We start from the raw sequence: 16,462 nt of genomic DNA on the forward strand, positions 1-16,462 counted from the left end.
AGGCGCGGGTGCGGCGCGCGGCGGCCGAGGCCGCCTACGCCCGCAAGCAGGAACTGCTGGCCTCGCTCGACGCCGAAACCGGCGCCCGCGAACGCTGGCTCGGCGAACTCGTGGCCGCGCGGGCCCGCCTCGACTCGTCGATGACCGATCGCGCCTCGGCCGGCTCGACGTCCGCCATCCTGAGCGTGCCCTTCGAATCGCGACGGCGTCAGCTGCCGTGGCCGGTCGAGGGCGAGGTCGCCGGGCGCTTCGGCCGCCAGCGCGATGCCCGCTTCGGCACCAGCACGGTGAGCAACGGCATCACGATCGCCGCCGTCCTCGGCACGCCGGTGCGGGCGCTACACCCCGGCACGGTCGTCTTCGCGGGCCCATTCACGGGGTTCGGCCAGCTCGTCATCGTCGACCACGGGCAGCAGGCCTACTCGCTGTACGGCTATCTCTCCGTGGTGCGCGTCCAACGAGGCACGTCCGTGAACGCCGGGGCCCTCGTCGGAGACGTCGGCGATGCGCCGGACGGATCGGCCGGGCTCTATCTCGAGGTGCGCGTCGACGGTCGTCCCGTCGATCCCCTACAATGGCTGACACGTCCCTAGCCACGGTCTCCGACCCTCGGCCTCGTCACGCAGCAGGCGTCTCCTCCATGCACACGCGCACCCGCTATCTCGTGCTCGCCCTGACGACGCCCCTCGTGGTGTTCACGCTCGTCGGTGGGCTGATGGGCCAGCAGCGAACCCCGACCGGCGCCTACCCGCATCTGCGGGTGTTCGACGACGTGGTGTCGCTGATCTTCGGCAGTTACGTCGAGGAACCCAATCCCGATACAGTGCTCGACGGCGCCATGCTCGGGCTCGCGGAAGGCCTCGACCCCGACAGTTCGTACCTCGACGCCGCGCAGGTGAAGGGGATGGACGCCACGAGCGAGCCGACCGGCGGCACGACCGGTCTCGCGATCACGCGGCAGTACTACCTGCGCGTCGTCGCGTCGCTCGATGGGTCGCCGGCGGCCGGGGCCGGACTGCACACGGGCGACTACATCCGCGCCATCGGCGGCAAGTCGACGCGGCACATGTCCCTGCACGAGGGTCAGCGCCTGCTGGGCGGGCCGGTGGGGTCGTCGATCACGCTCACGGTCCTGCGTGGCAGCCAGACCGACCCGCACGAGGTGGTGCTCGCGCGGGTGGCTCCTCCGGCCGCCGATGTGACGACGCGCGTCGTGGCGCCCGGCGTGGGCCTGCTGCGCGTGCCGGCTTTCAGCGCGCGGACGCCGGCCCAGATCAAGGCGAGCGTCACGCAGCTCACCGGTCAGGGGGCGACGCAGGTCCTGATCGACCTGCGCCACACGGCGGACGGCGATCCGGCCCTCGGCGTCGAGGCGGCGCGCCTGTTCGTGAAGTCGGGCACGCTCGCCATCCGCGAAGCGCGCGGACGCGGGCAGCAGAAGACCGAGGCCCAGGCCGGCGACGGCAGCCTCACCGTGCCGGTCACGTTGCTCACCACCAATGGCACGTCGCAGGCCGCCGAGGTCTTTGCCGCCGCGCTGCTGGAGAACGACCGCGCGAAGACGGTGGGCGAGCGCACGCTCGGGCGGGCGGCCGCGCAGAAGCTCGTGAAGCTGCCCGATGGCAGCGGACTCTGGCTGACCTACGCCCGCTGGTTGTCGCCCAAGGGCACGGCGATTCATGGGACCGGGCTCGTCCCGACGGTGCCGGTCGCCGAGCCGGATCGTGAATTCGGCGCCCCGGCGCCGACCGAGGATCCCATCCTCGACAAGGCCATCGAGACCGCGAAAAGCCAGGCACCTGCCAAGGCGGCCGCGTAGCTTGCGTCGGTTGGTGGCTCCGCTGTAAGATGGGCGTTCGCACATGTGCTCGTGCGAATGGCTGTAGGCGCGTAGCTCAGGGGTTAGAGCGCCTGCTTGACACGCAGGAGGTCGGCGGTTCGATTCCGCCCGTGCCTACCATTTTCAGCCACCCGCCCACCGGTTGTTGCTCCAGCCGGCCTCGGCTGTGGAGACCGGTGTTCGCGGCATGATGCCCGTCGTCATTACACTTCCCGACGGATCCACGCGATCCGTCGCTGCCGGCACGCCCGTTCGGGACGTGGCGGCCGACGTGTCGCCGCGGCTGGCCAAGGCGGCGCTCGTGGCCAGGGTGGACGACCAGCTGGTCGACCTGTCGTTCCCGTTGCACGCCGATGCCCGCGTCCAGATTCTGACGACCGACAGCGCCGACGCCCTGCACGTCTACCGGCACAGCACCGCCCACCTGCTGGCGGCCGCGGTGACTCGGCTGTTTCCCGGCACGCAGTGCGGCATCGGCCCGGCGCTCGAGGATGGCTTCTACTACGACTTCGTGGTCGAGAAGCCGTTCGTCCCGGAAGACCTGGAGAAGATCGAGGCCGAGATGCGCCGGCTGGCGCAGGCCGACGAGGTCTTCGAGAAGCAGTCGTGGCCGCGCGACGAGGCGATGCGGTTCTTCGGTGATCGCGGCGAGCCGCTCAAGGTGCAGTTGATCGAGGAGAAGACGGCCGGTCAGGCCGACGTCTCCGTGTACACGATCAAGGACCGCGAGACGTTCGTGGACTTCTGCCTCGGCCCGCATGTGCCCTCGACGGGCAAGCTGAAGGCGTTCAAGCTCACCACCACGTCCAGCGCGTACTGGAAGGGCGACGCCAAGAACCAGCCAATGCAGCGCGTCTACGGCACGGCGTTCTTCAGCGACAAGGACCTGCAGGCGCACCTGGCCCGGCTCGAAGAGGCGAAGAAGCGCGACCACCGCAAGGTGGGCAAGGAACTCGGGCTGTTCATGTTCCACCCGTGGGCGCCGGGCGCCGCCTTCTGGCTGCACAAGGGCACGCTGCTGTACAACGGGCTGGCCGAGTACATGCGCCAGGTGCTCTACCCCGCCGGCTACGACGAGGTGAAGACGCCGATCGTCTTCAACAAGCAGTTGTGGGAGACGTCGGGGCACTGGCAGCACTATCGCGAGAACATGTTTGTGCTCGAGGGCGACGAGGGCGAGGACATGGCCCTCAAGGCGATGAACTGCCCCGGCCACATGCTGGTGTTCGCAAGCCAGGTGCGGTCGTACCGCGACCTGCCGATTCGCTTCCACGAGCAGACGGCGCTGCACCGCAACGAGGCGTCGGGTGTGCTCGGCGGCCTGACGCGAGTGCGGCAGTTCTCGCAGGACGATGCCCACTGCTTCGTGATGCAGGAGCAGATCGGCGAGGAAGTCCAGCGGCTGCTCGGGCTGGTGCAACAGGTCTATGGCGACCTGGGGCTCACCTACGAGGTCAAGCTCTCGACGCGGCCGGAACACTATCTCGGCCAGCGCGAGACCTGGGATCACGCCGAGGCGCAGCTCACGCAGGCGCTCGAGGGCGCCGGCCAGGCGTATACCATCAACGCGGGTGATGGCGCCTTCTACGGTCCGAAGATCGACTTCGACGTCACCGACGCCATCGGCCGCAAGTGGCAATGTGCGACGATTCAGCTCGATTACCAGCTCCCGGAGCGGTTCGACCTGAAGTACGTCGGGGCCGACAACGCCGAGCATCGGCCGGTGGTCATTCACCGGGCGATCTTCGGCAGTTTCGAGCGGTTCATCGCGCTGCTGATCGAGCACTTCGCCGGGGCGTTTCCGCTCTGGCTGGCGCCGGTGCAGGCGGTGGTGCTGCCGATTGCCGACCGCCATGCCGCGTACGCGACACAGGTGCGGGCCGAGTTGGTGGCGGCCGGGCTCCGGGCGGGTCTGGACGACCGCCAGGAGAAGATCGGGTACAAGATTCGGGAAGCTCAGCTGCAGAAGGTGCCGTACATGCTGGTCGTCGGCGACAAGGAAGTGGCCGACGGGACGGTGTCGGTGCGGAGCCGGCAGGGCGGAGACCTCGGTAGTCGTGCGGTCGGCGAGTTTCTCGCGCAGACCGCCGCCGAGATTGCGGGCAAGGGTCGGTCGGACCAACCTGTTGCAGAGTAGGGAGAGCGTTCCGTGCGGCTGGCCGTGGGGCTGGCGCGTGGGGCGCGTTCAAGGAGGTCGTTATCGCGTTCGACAATCGCATGCGGGGTCCCCGACGGGACGACAGGGTCCGGATCAACGAGCGCATTCGTGTGCGCGAGGTCCGGGTGATCGACGAGACGGGCGCCCAGTTGGGCATCATGGCGCCGGCCCAGGCCGTGGCCCTGGCCAAGTCCAAGGGTCTCGATCTGGTCGAAGTCGCTGCCACGGCCGTGCCACCGGTCTGCCGTATCACCGATTACGGCAAGTACCAGTACAACGAGCAGAAGAAGACCCGGCAGGCCCGCAAGCACCAGAAGACCATCGAGGTGAAGGAAGTCAAGTTCCGCCCGAAGGTCGATCAGCACGATTACGACTTCAAGAAGCGCAACATCCAGCGCTTCCTGCACGAGGGTGACAAGGTCAAGGCGGTCGTCTTCTTCCGTGGGCGCGAAATCGCCCATCCGGAAATCGGACGTCGCATCCTCGAGCGGTTGATCACCGAGATCAACGACATCGCCGTGGCCGAGAACATCCCGAGGATGGAGGGCAACACCATGCACACCATCCTCTCGGGACGCCCGGGCATCAAGCGCGTCGAGAAGCCCGAGAAGCCGGAGCGCCCGCCCCGTCCGGAAGTGGACGAGGACGAGGGCGAGGAGATGACGGCCGAGGAACTGCAGGCCGAGGTCGCCGCGGCGGCCGCCGAAGCGGGCCAGGCGACCGAGGCGGCTCCTCCGGTGGTGGCCAGCGAGCCGCCGGCCGCGAAGCCGGCCGAATGACACGCGGCGGACTCACGGAGTCCGCCGCCACGGGAATCGGGTCGCCGTCGACCCGATGGCTGACACCACATCGGTGTCGCCGCACAGCGGGACCACGGCGGTGACGGCCGGCTCGACGAGCCAGGCCTCCTCCCTCGCGGTCTCGAAGGTAAAGAGAGAACGAGTCAGATCATGCCGAAACTCAAGACCCACAAGGGCGCCTCGAAGCGGTTCAAGAAGACCGCCTCTGGCAAGTTCCTGCGCGGCAGTGCCTTCAAGCGGCACATCCTGACGAGCAAGACGACCAAGCGCAAGCGCGGTCTTCGTGGCACCACGCTCGTGTCGGTCCAGGATCAGGGCAAGCTCGAACGGATGCTGCCCTACGCGTAAGAACGCGCGTGAAATTGTGAAATGCTGAACTTCTGACATTTCACAATTTCACCCACTGGGGTGGTCGATCACCATCCCGTTAGCGGTCCGGGTCCCCAAGTCGGCTGGAGAGCCGCCCCGAGGCTGCGGAGAATGCGATGCCGAGAGTCAAGCGTGGCACGGTGCGCCGTGCCAAGCGCGAAAAGCTTCTGACCCTTGCCAAGGGGTTCTACGCCAACAAGAGCAAGCTGTACCGCTTTGCCAAGGAGGCGGTCGACCGCGCGCTCAAGAGTGCCTTCGTCGGTCGTCGCCGCAAGAAGCGCGACTTCCGTCGTCTGTGGATCGTCCGCATCAACGCCGCGGCGCGTCAGCAGGGCATCAGCTACTCGCAGTTCATCGCCGGGCTGAACCGCGCGGGCATCACCGTCGATCGCAAGATGCTGGCCGAGCTCGCCGTCAACGAGCCGGGTGCCTTTGCCGCGATCGCCTCGCGTGCCAAGGACGCCCTCAAGCAGCCGGCTGCAGCGCAGTAATTGCAGGATTTCAGGAAGTGCTGAAATCGACGGGGGCCGCCTTCGCGGGCGCGCCCCCGTTTCTTGTGTACACGGACAACTGGACGATGACCGACCTCTCCTCCGCCGTCTCCGCGCTCCGGGCCGACTTCGACGCGGCGCTGGCCGCCGCCGCCACGCCGGCCGACCTGCAGGCGCTGCGTGACCGCTTCCTCGGGCGCAAGCAGGGCCTCGTCACGGCCCTGTATGGCGAGATGGCGAAGGTGCCGGCCGATCAGAAGCGCGAGGTCGGACGCCTCGCCAACGACCTGAAGCAGGCCGTCGAAGCCGGCCTCGAGGCGCGCAAGGCCACGATCGGTGTCGCCACCGCGCGCAGACCCGGGCTCGATCTCACGCTGCCCGCGCGTCCGCTCCCCGTCGGCTCGCGTCACCCGCTCAACGCCATGCGCGAGCGCATCGAGCGCATCTTCGTGCGCATGGGCTACGAGATCCTCGACGGCCCCGAGGCCGAGGACGACTGGCACAACTTCGAGGCCCTCAACATGCCGGGCGACCACCCGGCCCGCGACGCGCAGGACACGCTGTATCTCGAACAGCCGTTCGTCCAGGGCACACGGACGACCGGCGAGCCGGGGGCGGGCGTCACGCTGCGCCCGGCGACGCTGCTGCGCACGCATACCTCGGCGATGCAGATTCGGTACATGGAGCGGCACGCGCCCCCCATCCGCATCATCGCGCCCGGTCGGGTCTATCGCCGCGACAATCTCGACCTGACGCACACGCCGATGTTCCAGCAGGTCGAGGCGCTCGTCGTCGGCGAGCAGGTGACGATGGCCGACCTCAAGGGCACGCTGCTCGGTTTCGCGCGGGAGTTCTTCGATCCGCAGACGCCGATCATGTTCAAGCCGAGCTTCTTCCCGTACACGGAGCCGAGCGCCGAGGTCTTCGTCGGCTGCCAGTCGTGCTTCGGCCGCGGCTGCTCGATGTGCAAACGCACCGGCTGGATCGAAATCGGCGGCAGCGGCATGGTGCACCCGTCCGTGTTCGAGGCCGTCGGCATCGATCCCGAGCGGTACACCGGGTTCGCCTTCGGCATGGGCATCGAGCGGCTGGCCCTGCTCGCCCACCGCGTCGACGACATCCGGGCCTTCTACGAAAACGATCTCCGGTTCCTGGAGCAGTTCGCGTCGTGAAGATTCTCGTGTCGTGGTTGAAGGAATACGTCGACGTCCCCGTCCCCATCGAGCAGTTGGCGAAGGACCTCACCATGCGCGGCTTCGAGGTCGCGTCGGTCGAGCCGGTCGAGGGCCGTGCCGATGACGCGGTGATCGACTTCGAGATCACCGCCAATCGCCCGGACTGCCTGAGCGTCATGGGGATGGCGCGCGAGGCGGCGGTGAAGTACGACCGCTCGCTGCGCTCGCCCGTTGGGGCCTTCGGCCTTGGGCCGTCGGCCGTCGAGCCTCCGGCTCCCGGTGCCCGGAACCCGGTGCCCGGAGCTCTCCGCGTCACGGTGGAGCGGCCCGACCTGTGCCCGGTGTACTGCGCGGCCGTGGTCGATGTGACGGTCGGTCCGTCGCCGGCCTGGCTCGTCGAGCGACTGACGCTGAGCGGTGTTCGCGCGATCAACAACATCGTCGACGTCACCAACTACGTGCTGCTCGAGCTGAACCAGCCGCTGCATGCCTTCGACGTCGACACGCTCGGCTCGCAGATCGTCGTCCGGACGGCGACGGCCGGCGAGGCACTCACGACGCTCGATGGCGTGTCGCGCACGCTGGCCGACGACATGCTCGTGATCGCCGACGCCACGCGCGCCCAGGCGGTGGCCGGAGTCATGGGGGGCGGCGCCACCGAGATCGGCGCGACCACGACGACCATCGTGCTCGAGAGTGCGTACTTCGAGCCGACGCAGGTGCGACGCACGCGTCGGCGCCTGCACCTGTCGACGGAAGCGTCGTACCGGTTCGAGCGCGGCATCGATCCGTCGATGCCGGTGCGGGCACTGCAGCGCGCCATCGAGCTGATCACGCAGATCGGCGCTGGCACGGCCCGTCCTGGCACCGTGGTCGTGGGCGAGGCCTCCCCCGCGCTGCGCACCGTGCGCCTGCGCTGGGCACGGATCGCGCGCGTGCTGGGCATGGAGGTGCCGGTCGAAGAGGTCGCGCAGATCCTGACGTCCCTCGGCTTCCACCTTCGCCCGGTCGGCGGCGACGGCGGCGCCTGGGACGTGGCCGTGCCTGGCTGGCGCGGCGACGTCACGCGGGAGGAAGACCTGATCGAAGAAGTGGCGCGCTGCGCTGGCTACGATCGGCTCCCGGTGACCTTCCCCGCCCTCGCCGCCCCGCCGGCGAAGACCGCGCCGCGCCTCGTGCGGGACGCGCGAGTCCGCGACCTGCTGGTGGGCGCCGGGTTCGCCGAGGCCGTGACCTTCACGTTCATCGAGCAGGCCGCCGCCACGCCGTTCGACGACGCGCCGATCGCGATTGCCAATCCGCTGTCGGAACTCTTCGCCGTGCTGCGCCCGTCGGTACTGCCCGGCGTCATCGACAGCCTGTCGCACAACCGCCGACGCGAGCAGCGAGACATCCGTCTGTTCGAGCTCGGCACGCGCTTCACCACGGCGCATGGCGAATCGCGCAGCGTCGCACTCGCCTGGACCGGTGCTGCCGCCGCCGAGCACTGGAGCGGCAGCGGACGCCCCGTGGACGTGTACGACATGCTGGGCGTGCTGCAGCGCGTCGCCGAGACGGTGCGGGTGCCGCTCGAGACCGAGGCCGCCGACCATCCCGCGCTGATGCCCGGACGTGCGGCGCGCCTGCAGGTGGTCGATCCCTCCGGGACACGCGTGGACGTCGGCTGGGTGGGTCAACTCGCCCCGGCACTCGCGGAGCGTCGTGGCCTTCCTGGCGCCGACGCCGTCATCGTCGCGGAGATCGATCTGGATCTGGCGGTGCCTGCCTATGACCCGGACCATCAGGCCGTGATGCAACCTCTGCCGCGACACCCCTCGGTGGTCCGCGACCTGTCGATCGTCGTGGCGGCTGACTTGCCGGCTGCCAGGGTTCGTGGCACGATTCACGCGGCTGCACCGTCCACGCTGGTGGCGGTGCGCGAGTTCGATCGATACCAGGGCCCGTCGCTGCCGGCAGGCACGGTGAGCCTCTCGTTGAGGCTGACCTTCCGTGCCGCCGAGCGCACGCTGACGGACGCCGAGGTGCAGGCGGCCACCGACGCGATTCTCGCCGCGCTGGCCGCCGCCCATGGCGCCGTCCTGCGGTAATCACGGCCGGTCACACACCGGCCCATCCAGGTAGGGACTGCGCACCGCGCGGTCCGTGGGAGTCTGCACCATGAGCAACACCGCCACCGCCGCCGATCTCGGCGTCGTCGAACGCCTCGACGAGAAGATCCGCCAGCTGATTTCGCTGGTCGAGAAGAGTCGCACCGAGTCCACCAAGCTGCGCGCCGACAACGAACGCCTGGGCAAGGAAGTGGACGCGCTGCAGGCCCAGTTGTCCGATGCGGCCGGCGTCGCCACCGAGTTGCAGGCCATGCGTGAGGAACGCGACCAGGTGCGGACGCGCGTGGCCGACATGCTGGCCCAGCTCGACGCTCTCCAGATGTGATGTGCCGGTGAACGCCCCTCATTCCGTGGACGACGAGACGCCGCTTGGCGAGCAGGCCCCACCGAACCACGTGGTGATGGTGGACATCCAGGGCCTGCGCTATCCGGTGCGCAGCGCACTGGATCCGGCCTACGTCCACAAGCTCGCCCGCTACGTGGACCGCACCATGGACGCCGCGTCCAGCGCCGTGCCCATCGGGGAGTCCACGAAGCTGGCCGTCCTGGCCGCCCTCAACATCGCCGACGAGTGCTTCCGCGGTCGCGACGACGAAGCGCGCATCGCCGCCGAAGTCGTCGAGAAGGCTGGCGAACTGGAGCGCCTGATCGACGCCGTCCTCCAGAAGCATGCCTAGCGCGGCGACGTGATACCATCGGTGAGCCTGCGTTGTGCGTGATGGGTAGAGGATCGGTTGAGCCGATGTTCTTTACCCCAAGCGAATCACGACGGCCGCGTGGTGTGCATGCCTCCGCAGCGAGGAAGCCTGAAGCGCGGCTTTTACAGTGGTTCCACCTGCTTCCGCAGGTTCAACGACCTCCCCACACGGCAACGCGGGGTTGAATTTCCTGTCGCACTCGACGTCGGCGCCGCCGGCGCGAAACCGCGGCGCACGCGGCGACTCCCCAGCCTCCCGCGACAGACCTGCGGCACCTGTCCTGCCCCGCCAGGCGTGTCCAGTCCGGGCTTGCCTTTCCCGGCAGGTTCGGGCCACAGTCGAGCCGACTCATGGGCCAGTGGACTTCCCTCGAACTGATCGGACTCGCGCTCGACGTCGTTGCCGCCGTCGCCGTGCTGCTGTGGCTCTACTGGGCCCGCAGACGACTGGCCGCCGACACCGCGCATGCCCGCGAGCAGGCCGCGCAGATCCTCGCCAGCGCCGAACGTGAGGCCGAAGGGCGCCGCAAGGAAGCGGAACTGGCCGGCAAGGAGCGCGCCCATGTCCTGCTCGTCGACGCCGAGCGAGCCTCCCGCGACATGCAGGACGCGGCACGGACGGCCGAGCAGCACGCCGCCGAGCAACTCCGGGCCGCCAGTGAGCGCACCGCCACCCTCCTGCAGCGCGAGCAGGACCTCGCCCGGCGTCTCGACGACCTGCAACGCCGACAGACCTCCGTGGGCGATCTGGAACGCCAGGCCCGCGACACGGTGGCCAGGGCCGACGCCCGGCATGCCGAAGCGTTGCTGGAACTGCAGCGCGTCGCGAGTCTGACGGCCGACGAGGCGCGAGCCGAGCTCGTGCGCCACCTCGAGCACGACGCGCGGCGCGATGCCGCCCATCTCGTGAAGCGGCTCGAGACCGAGGCGCGTGAGCAGGCCGCCGCCAAGGCCCGACAGCTGATCACCGAAGCCATCCAGCGCAGTGCCGCCGAGCACGCCATCGAGACCACCGTCTCGGTGGTCGACCTGCCGAGCGACGACATGAAGGGGCGCATCATCGGTCGCGAAGGGCGCAACATCCGGGCGCTCGAGCAGGCCACCGGCGTCGAGCTCATCGTCGACGACACGCCGGGCGCCATCATCCTTTCCAGCTTCGATCCGTTCCGCCGCGAGGTGGCCCGCGCCTCGATCGAGCGGCTCATCACCGACGGACGCATCCACCCGGCGCGCATCGAGGAGGTCGTCGAGAAGGTCAAGGCGGAACTCGAAGACACCGTCCGGCGGGATGGCGAAGCCGCGGCCTTCGAACTCGGCCTCCACGATGTGCATCCCGAGTTGCTGCGGCTGATGGGACGCTTGCGCTACCGCACCAGCTACGGGCAGAACGTGCTGAGCCACAGCAAGGAAGTGGCCTTCCTGGCGGGCGTGATGGCGCGCGAACTCGGGCTCGATGCGCACGTCTCCGTCCGTGCCGCGTTCCTGCACGACATCGGCAAGGCCGTCGACCGCGACATGGAAGGCACGCACCTGGCCATCGGGCTCGACCTGCTGCGCAAGCACGGCGAGCGTCCGCCGGTCATCGACGCCGTCGCCGCGCATCACATGGACATCGACTGGCCGTCGCTCGAGGCGATGATCGTGCAGGCAGCTGACGCGATCTCGGCCGCCCGGCCGGGCGCCCGTCGCGACATCCTCGAGTCCTACGTCAAGCGCCTCGAGAAACTCGAGGACATTGCCGATAGCTTCAAGGGTGTGTCCAAGTCCTTTGCCCTCCAGGCCGGCCGCGAGATCCGCATCCTCGTGCACAGCGAGCAGGTGTCCGACGAGGACGCCGTCTGGCTGTCCAAGGACATCGCCCGCCGCATCGAGAACGAACTCGAGTATCCGGGACAGATCAAGGTGACGGTCATCCGGGAAACGCGCGCCGTGGAGATCGCGCGCTGACCATGACGCGCACCGTGCCCCCGGGGTGGGACCACGCCCCGTCGGCGACGTGCGGCTCGGTCGGCGAACACGCCTTGATCCACTGGATCTCGACGACCGTCGGTGCGCCCGCCTCGAAGGACGTGCTGATCGGCATCGGCGACGATGCCGCCGTCGTCGTGCCCAGGCGCAATCACGTCGACGTGCTCACCACCGACGTGCAGGTCGACGGCGTCCACTTCACGCGTACCCTGAGCTCACCGGCCGACGTCGGCCATCGGGCCCTGCACACCAACCTCAGTGACATCGCGGCGATGGGCGCCGAGCCGCGCGTGGCGCTGCTCTCCCTCGGGCTGCCGGCCGACCTCGAGGCCGTGTGGGTGGCCGAACTCGTCCAGGGTCTCGTGACATCGGCCCGCGCAGCGCACGTGCACCTGATTGGCGGCAACATCTCGCGCTCGCCGGTGTTGTTCATCGACGTGACGGTGAGCGGCGCCGTGAAGCCGCGCCACGTGCTGCGGCGTGGCGGCGCCCGCCCAGGCGACGAGTTGTATGTCAGCGGAGAGGTCGGCGCAGCCGCGGCAGGGTTGGCCTGGTTGCAGCACGACGCCGTGGGTAGGGCCGGCTCTCCGAGCCGGCCGTCACCGCACGACGCTGCCGACGCGGGTCATGATGACGGCCGGCTGGGACAGCCGGCCGTACCCACGGAGATCGAAGCGGCAATCCTCCGCTATCGGCGCCCCGAAGCACGCGTCGCTCTCGGCATGCAGATCGGCCGCAACAAGGCGGCCTCGGCGTGCATGGACACGAGCGATGGTCTGGCGGACGCGCTGCGCCAGCTCGCGGCGGCGAGTGGCGTCGGCGTCCGCGTGGAGACGGCCACCGTGCCGGTCTCGCCCGCCGTGGCCCTCGTCGCCGAGCGCCTGGGCGCCGACCCGCAGGCGCTGACCTGGTCCGGCGGTGAGGACTACGAGCTGCTGTTCGCCGTGCCTCGCCGCGCCCGTCGTCGATTCCTGCATGCGAGTGGCCGCAAGGGGCTGCCGCTCGTCACGCGCATCGGTCTCTGCACGAAGGAGTCCGCGCTGGTGCTGGTGGATGGCGCAGGCACCGAGACCGTGCTGCCGGGAGGATTCGAGCACTTCGGAGGCACGGCCTGATGCTGCTCACCCGTTCCCTCCGTCGCCGCATCGTGGTGGCCGTCGGCGCCGCGCTGGGCTTCGTGCTGCTGTATGAAAGCCCGATCTTCGATTCGCCGTACATGCCCAGCGCCTTGCGGCGCACGCGCGTCGAGACGCCGGTGATGCAGCCCGGCCCACCCGATCCGCGGGACGTCGCGTCGCCGGCCCCCGGCGTGCGCCTCCGCTTCCGCGCCACGGCCTACTGCAAGGGCACGACGACGGCCTCGGGTGCCGGCATTCAGACCGGCATCGCGGCCGCCGATCCGGATCTGCTGCCGGTGGGCTCGGTCATTCGCGTCGAAGGGCTGAGCACCCGGTACAACGGCATCTACACGATTCTCGACACCGGCCCGCGCGTGAAGGGGCGGCAGGTCGACATCTACATGTGGAACTGCAACGAGGCGCTGGCCTTCGGTCGTCGCACGATCGGGCTGCAGGTGATGCGCCTCGGCTGGAATCCGCGATCGAGCACCCCCGAACGCGTCGGCGCCGAATTCCGCCGCCGCGAGGCCGAGTTGTCGGCGCCGGCGCCATCGCCAGCGCCATCGCCATCTCCCGCTCCAGCCGCGCCGGCGCCACCCGCCCAGCCGGACCCGTCCCCCAGGCCCTGATGGATCTGCTGCTCGAAGCCACACGCCGCGCCGAGGCCGAACACTTCTGGTTCAAGGGCTTTCGCGCCTTCGTTGCCCCACTCGTCGCGCGGGCAGCGGCCACGCATCCGCCTCGCCGTCTGCTCGACTGCGGATGCGGCACCGGGGTCAACCTCCCGATGCTGGCGCAGTACGGCACGGCGTACGGGTTCGATCTGACTTGGACCGGGCTCAAGTTCGCCAAGGACCACGGGACACGCCGGTTGGCCCAGGCCAGCGTGGTGCAGGTGCCGTTCCGGTCCGAGGCCTTCGACCTGGTGACCTGCTTCGACGTGCTCCAGTGCCTCATGCCCGAGACCGGTCGGCAGGTCCTGACCGAGTTCCACCGCATCCTCGTACCGGGCGGCCATCTGGTGATGAACGTCGCGGCCCTCGAACTGCTGCGCGGCGATCACGCCGTGCTGGCCGAAGAAGCGCACCGCTACGAACGCGGCGAACTGCACGCGATGGTCGAAGCGGCCGGCTTCCACGTCGAGCGCCTCACCTTCACCAATGCGTCACTCTTCCCCGTGATGTTCGGATCCCGCTGGTGGCAGCGTCGCCGAGGCCTCAAGCCCGCCGAAGAGGCACATGGCGAGATCAGCATCCCGTCGGCACCGGTCAACCAGGTGCTGGCCGGCGTGCTCAGGTGCGAGGCCTCGCTGGTCCGGCGGATGGACATGCCGATAGGCAGCTCTCTCCTCCTGCTCGCGCAGAAGCGCTGAGCCACCCCGACGAGGCGCTCGGTTCGCGCTACTTCAACGATCGCAGCGGATCGACCCGCGCCGCGCGCATGGCCGGCACGGCCGCCGCCGCCAGCGCCACGGCCGTCATCACCACCAGCACTGCCAGTTGCGCCGTGACGTCCTGCGGGCCAGTGCCGAAAAGCAGCGCCTCGGCGCGTCGCGCCGACCACCAGGCGACCGGCACCCCCAGCGCGAAGGCCGCGGCGCACAGGGTGGCCGCGTCGCGCAGCACGAGCCGACGGATCGAGCGCGCCGACGCGCCCAGCGCCAGGCGGATGCCGAGTTCGCGGCGACGTGACGACACGTTGGCGGCCAGCACGCCGTACGTCCCGATCGCGCCGAGCAGCAGGACGACCGCCCCGAAGACCGACAGGATGGCGAGCAACGCCGTCGTCCCGGCCAGTGACGCCTCGACGAGGCCGCGCAGGGGCTGCACCTTGCTCACCGGCACTTCGGGGTGCACGCCACGCACCACCCGGCGCACCTCACGCGCCAGCGGCGGCCACGCCATCCCCGACTCGACGAAGAGCCGGAGGTCGCGGGGCCGTTCCTGTCCGTACGGCAGGTAGAACGCCATCGGCGACGCCTGGGCCAGGCCATCCTGCCGGATGTCACCGACCACGCCGACCACCGTGCGCCACACCGGCTGCCACACGTAGCGCAGACGCTTGCCGACCGGGTCCTGCCCAGGCCAGAAACGTCGGGCGAAGGCCTGATTCACGAGCACGACCGGCGCACCGCCGGCGCCGTCGGCCTCGGTGAACGCGCGGCCATGGACCAGCGGCTGGTCGATGGCGGCGAAGTAGGTCGGCGTCACCACGAGACGCGAGGCGGTGTAGGCAGGGGCACCCGGCGCCACCGGATGCCCGTCGACGTCGATGGCGAACAGACTGGCGGGGCCGCCGATCGGCGCGCTGTCGGCCAGGCCGACGGCCGTCACCTGCGGCAGCACTTCGAGCCGCTCGCGCACCTGCGTATAGAACGCCGCGCAGCGGATGTCGTCGGCGCACACCGCCTGGTCGGGGGTGATCGCGGCTGACAGCACATCATCCGGATCGAAGCCGGGCGCGACGCGCGAGAGGTTCCACAGCGATCGGGTCAGGAGGACGCTGCCACTCACCAGCACTACGGCCGACGCGAGTTGGCCGATGACCAGGCCCTTGACCAGCCACTGTCGGCCGGCGGCGGTGGCCACGCCACCGTCGTTGGCCTTGAGGAACGGGACCAGATCGGTGCGCGCCATCCGCCACGCCGGCAGCAGGCCGAAGGCCGTGCCCGTGAGCAGCGTGATCAGCAGGGTCCCCACCAGGACCCGTCCGTCGAGCGCCAGGGTGTCGAGACGTGGCACATCGGCCGGGAGCCAGGCCTGCAGCCCCGTGACTGTGAGCTGCGCCACCCCCCAGCCGAGCACGCCGCCGCACAGCCACAGCGCCAGTGTCTCGGTCAGCAGTTGCTGCGCGAGGCGACGACGCGAGGCGCCGACGGCAGCGCGCACGGCGAACTCGCGCTCGCGGACGACGGCACGCGCGAGCACCAGCGTGGCGACGTTGGCGCACGCCGAGAGCAGGACCAGCGCCACGGCGAGACCGAGCACGAGCAGGCGCGGCCGCACGTCACCGACGAGACTCTCGAGCAGCGGCACGGCCACCACCTCCGCGCCGAAGACGTCGGGCATGCGCCACGGGTAGCTGTCGCGCACGATCGGCGCGAGGCGGCGCAGGTCCGCCGTCGCCGCACCCGGACTCACGTCGTCACGCAACCGGCCGAGCAGCTGGAAGTAGGTGCTGCCCCAGAGCACGGCCGGCGGCAGGCCGCGTGTGACCGCTGGCAGGACGAGATCGACGTCGGCCAGCGGTCGCAGGCCCCCTGGTGGCAGGACGCCGATCACCTCGCGACTCACGCCGTCGACCCGCACCGCGTGGCCGACGATGTCGGCGCGGGCATCGAACCGCCGTAGCCAGAGGTCGTGCCCGAGCAGGACGACGGGTGGGGACGAGGCGTGCATGTCGTCAGCAGTGAATCCGCGGCCGCGTTGGGGAACGACGCCGAGAAGCGGCAGCACCGCATCGGAGGCCACCGCCGCGCGCAGGCGCTCGGGTTCGGTGCGTACCCCGACGTTGACCTCGCGATCGGGCTGCAGCAGGCCGACCGTCGAGAAGGCACGCGCCTGGAGCCGATACACGTCGAGCGCACCGGCCGCCACCCACGCATCAGCACGCACGAGGCGGTCTGGTGCCACGAACGGCAGGGGACGCAGCAGCACGGCATCGACCACGCTGAACATCGCCGTGGCACTGCCGATGCCGAGCGCCAGCGTGGCCACGGCCGCCGCGGCACTCGCCGGC

Annotated in this window: 15 protein-coding genes, 1 tRNA gene and 1 other RNA gene; 16 read left to right on the forward strand and 1 reads right to left on the reverse strand. The window is 69.7% G+C overall.

Annotated features, from left to right (window positions below; translation table 11 throughout):
• The 16 genes from Q0C41_RS22810 to Q0C41_RS22885 all read left to right on the forward strand — a co-directional run.
• Positions 1-593, forward strand: a 593-nt coding sequence (locus Q0C41_RS22810) for a peptidoglycan DD-metalloendopeptidase family protein (RefSeq protein WP_291987707.1), incomplete at its 5' end; no start/stop codon positions are given.
• Positions 594-640: 47 nt separating this feature from the next.
• Positions 641-1,819, forward strand: coding sequence for a S41 family peptidase (locus Q0C41_RS22815; protein WP_291987709.1), 1,179 nt, complete (start codon positions 641-643; stop codon positions 1,817-1,819).
• Between the two features lie 65 nt (positions 1,820-1,884).
• Positions 1,885-1,960: transfer RNA gene (locus tag Q0C41_RS22820), tRNA-Val, on the forward strand.
• 67 nt (positions 1,961-2,027) lie between these two features.
• Entirely contained in the window at positions 2,028-3,977 is a 1,950-nt protein-coding gene (gene thrS, locus Q0C41_RS22825; RefSeq protein WP_291987711.1) for a threonine--tRNA ligase, read from the forward strand.
• A gap of 80 nt (positions 3,978-4,057) precedes the next feature.
• The gene (gene infC / locus Q0C41_RS22830; protein WP_291987713.1) at positions 4,058-4,777 is read left to right on the forward strand and encodes a translation initiation factor IF-3; all 720 of its coding nucleotides are present in this window, start codon (positions 4,058-4,060) and stop codon (positions 4,775-4,777) included.
• A gap of 171 nt (positions 4,778-4,948) precedes the next feature.
• Positions 4,949-5,146, forward strand: coding sequence for a 50S ribosomal protein L35 (gene rpmI / locus Q0C41_RS22835; protein WP_291987715.1), 198 nt, complete (start codon positions 4,949-4,951; stop codon positions 5,144-5,146).
• A 137-nt stretch (positions 5,147-5,283) separates the two neighbouring features.
• Positions 5,284-5,658, forward strand: a complete 375-nt coding sequence (rplT, locus tag Q0C41_RS22840) for a 50S ribosomal protein L20 (protein WP_291987717.1) — start codon at positions 5,284-5,286, stop codon at positions 5,656-5,658.
• An 86-nt stretch (positions 5,659-5,744) separates the two neighbouring features.
• Positions 5,745-6,830, forward strand: a complete 1,086-nt coding sequence (gene pheS, locus Q0C41_RS22845) for a phenylalanine--tRNA ligase subunit alpha (protein WP_291987719.1) — start codon at positions 5,745-5,747, stop codon at positions 6,828-6,830.
• Entirely contained in the window at positions 6,827-8,920 is a 2,094-nt protein-coding gene (gene pheT, locus Q0C41_RS22850) for a phenylalanine--tRNA ligase subunit beta (RefSeq protein ID WP_291987721.1), read from the forward strand. Before pheS ends, pheT begins: the two co-directional genes overlap by 4 nt.
• A gap of 70 nt (positions 8,921-8,990) precedes the next feature.
• Positions 8,991-9,266, forward strand: coding sequence for a cell division protein ZapB (gene zapB / locus Q0C41_RS22855; RefSeq protein ID WP_291987723.1), 276 nt, complete (start codon positions 8,991-8,993; stop codon positions 9,264-9,266).
• A gap of 7 nt (positions 9,267-9,273) precedes the next feature.
• Positions 9,274-9,618 carry a cell division protein ZapA gene (locus tag Q0C41_RS22860; RefSeq protein ID WP_291987725.1) on the forward strand — a complete coding sequence of 115 codons (345 nt, stop codon included), beginning with the start codon at positions 9,274-9,276 and terminating at the stop codon, positions 9,616-9,618.
• A gap of 21 nt (positions 9,619-9,639) precedes the next feature.
• A non-coding RNA gene (gene ssrS, locus Q0C41_RS22865) (6S RNA) lies at positions 9,640-9,825 on the forward strand.
• A 164-nt stretch (positions 9,826-9,989) separates the two neighbouring features.
• Positions 9,990-11,585: a ribonuclease Y gene (gene rny / locus Q0C41_RS22870; protein ID WP_291987727.1), complete on the forward strand. Its 1,596-nt coding sequence runs from the start codon at positions 9,990-9,992 to the stop codon at positions 11,583-11,585.
• 2 nt (positions 11,586-11,587) lie between these two features.
• On the forward strand, positions 11,588-12,721 hold the full coding sequence (gene thiL / locus Q0C41_RS22875) for a thiamine-phosphate kinase (RefSeq protein ID WP_291987730.1): 1,134 nt from the start codon (positions 11,588-11,590) through the stop codon (positions 12,719-12,721).
• Positions 12,721-13,353: a 3D domain-containing protein gene (locus tag Q0C41_RS22880; RefSeq protein WP_291987731.1), complete on the forward strand. Its 633-nt coding sequence runs from the start codon at positions 12,721-12,723 to the stop codon at positions 13,351-13,353. The genes thiL and Q0C41_RS22880 overlap by 1 nt, the downstream gene beginning before the upstream one ends.
• Complete coding sequence (locus Q0C41_RS22885) at positions 13,353-14,096, forward strand: class I SAM-dependent methyltransferase (RefSeq protein WP_291987733.1); 744 nt, start codon at positions 13,353-13,355, stop codon at positions 14,094-14,096. The genes Q0C41_RS22880 and Q0C41_RS22885 overlap by 1 nt, the downstream gene beginning before the upstream one ends.
• A 28-nt stretch (positions 14,097-14,124) precedes the next feature.
• Here Q0C41_RS22885 and Q0C41_RS22890 read toward each other — a convergent pair.
• Positions 14,125-16,462: ADOP family duplicated permease (locus Q0C41_RS22890; protein ID WP_291987735.1), on the reverse strand; the 2,338-nt coding region annotated here is incomplete at its 5' end.

Source organism: Luteitalea sp. (assembly GCF_022842525.1).
GTDB lineage: Bacteria > Acidobacteriota > Vicinamibacteria > Vicinamibacterales > Vicinamibacteraceae > Luteitalea.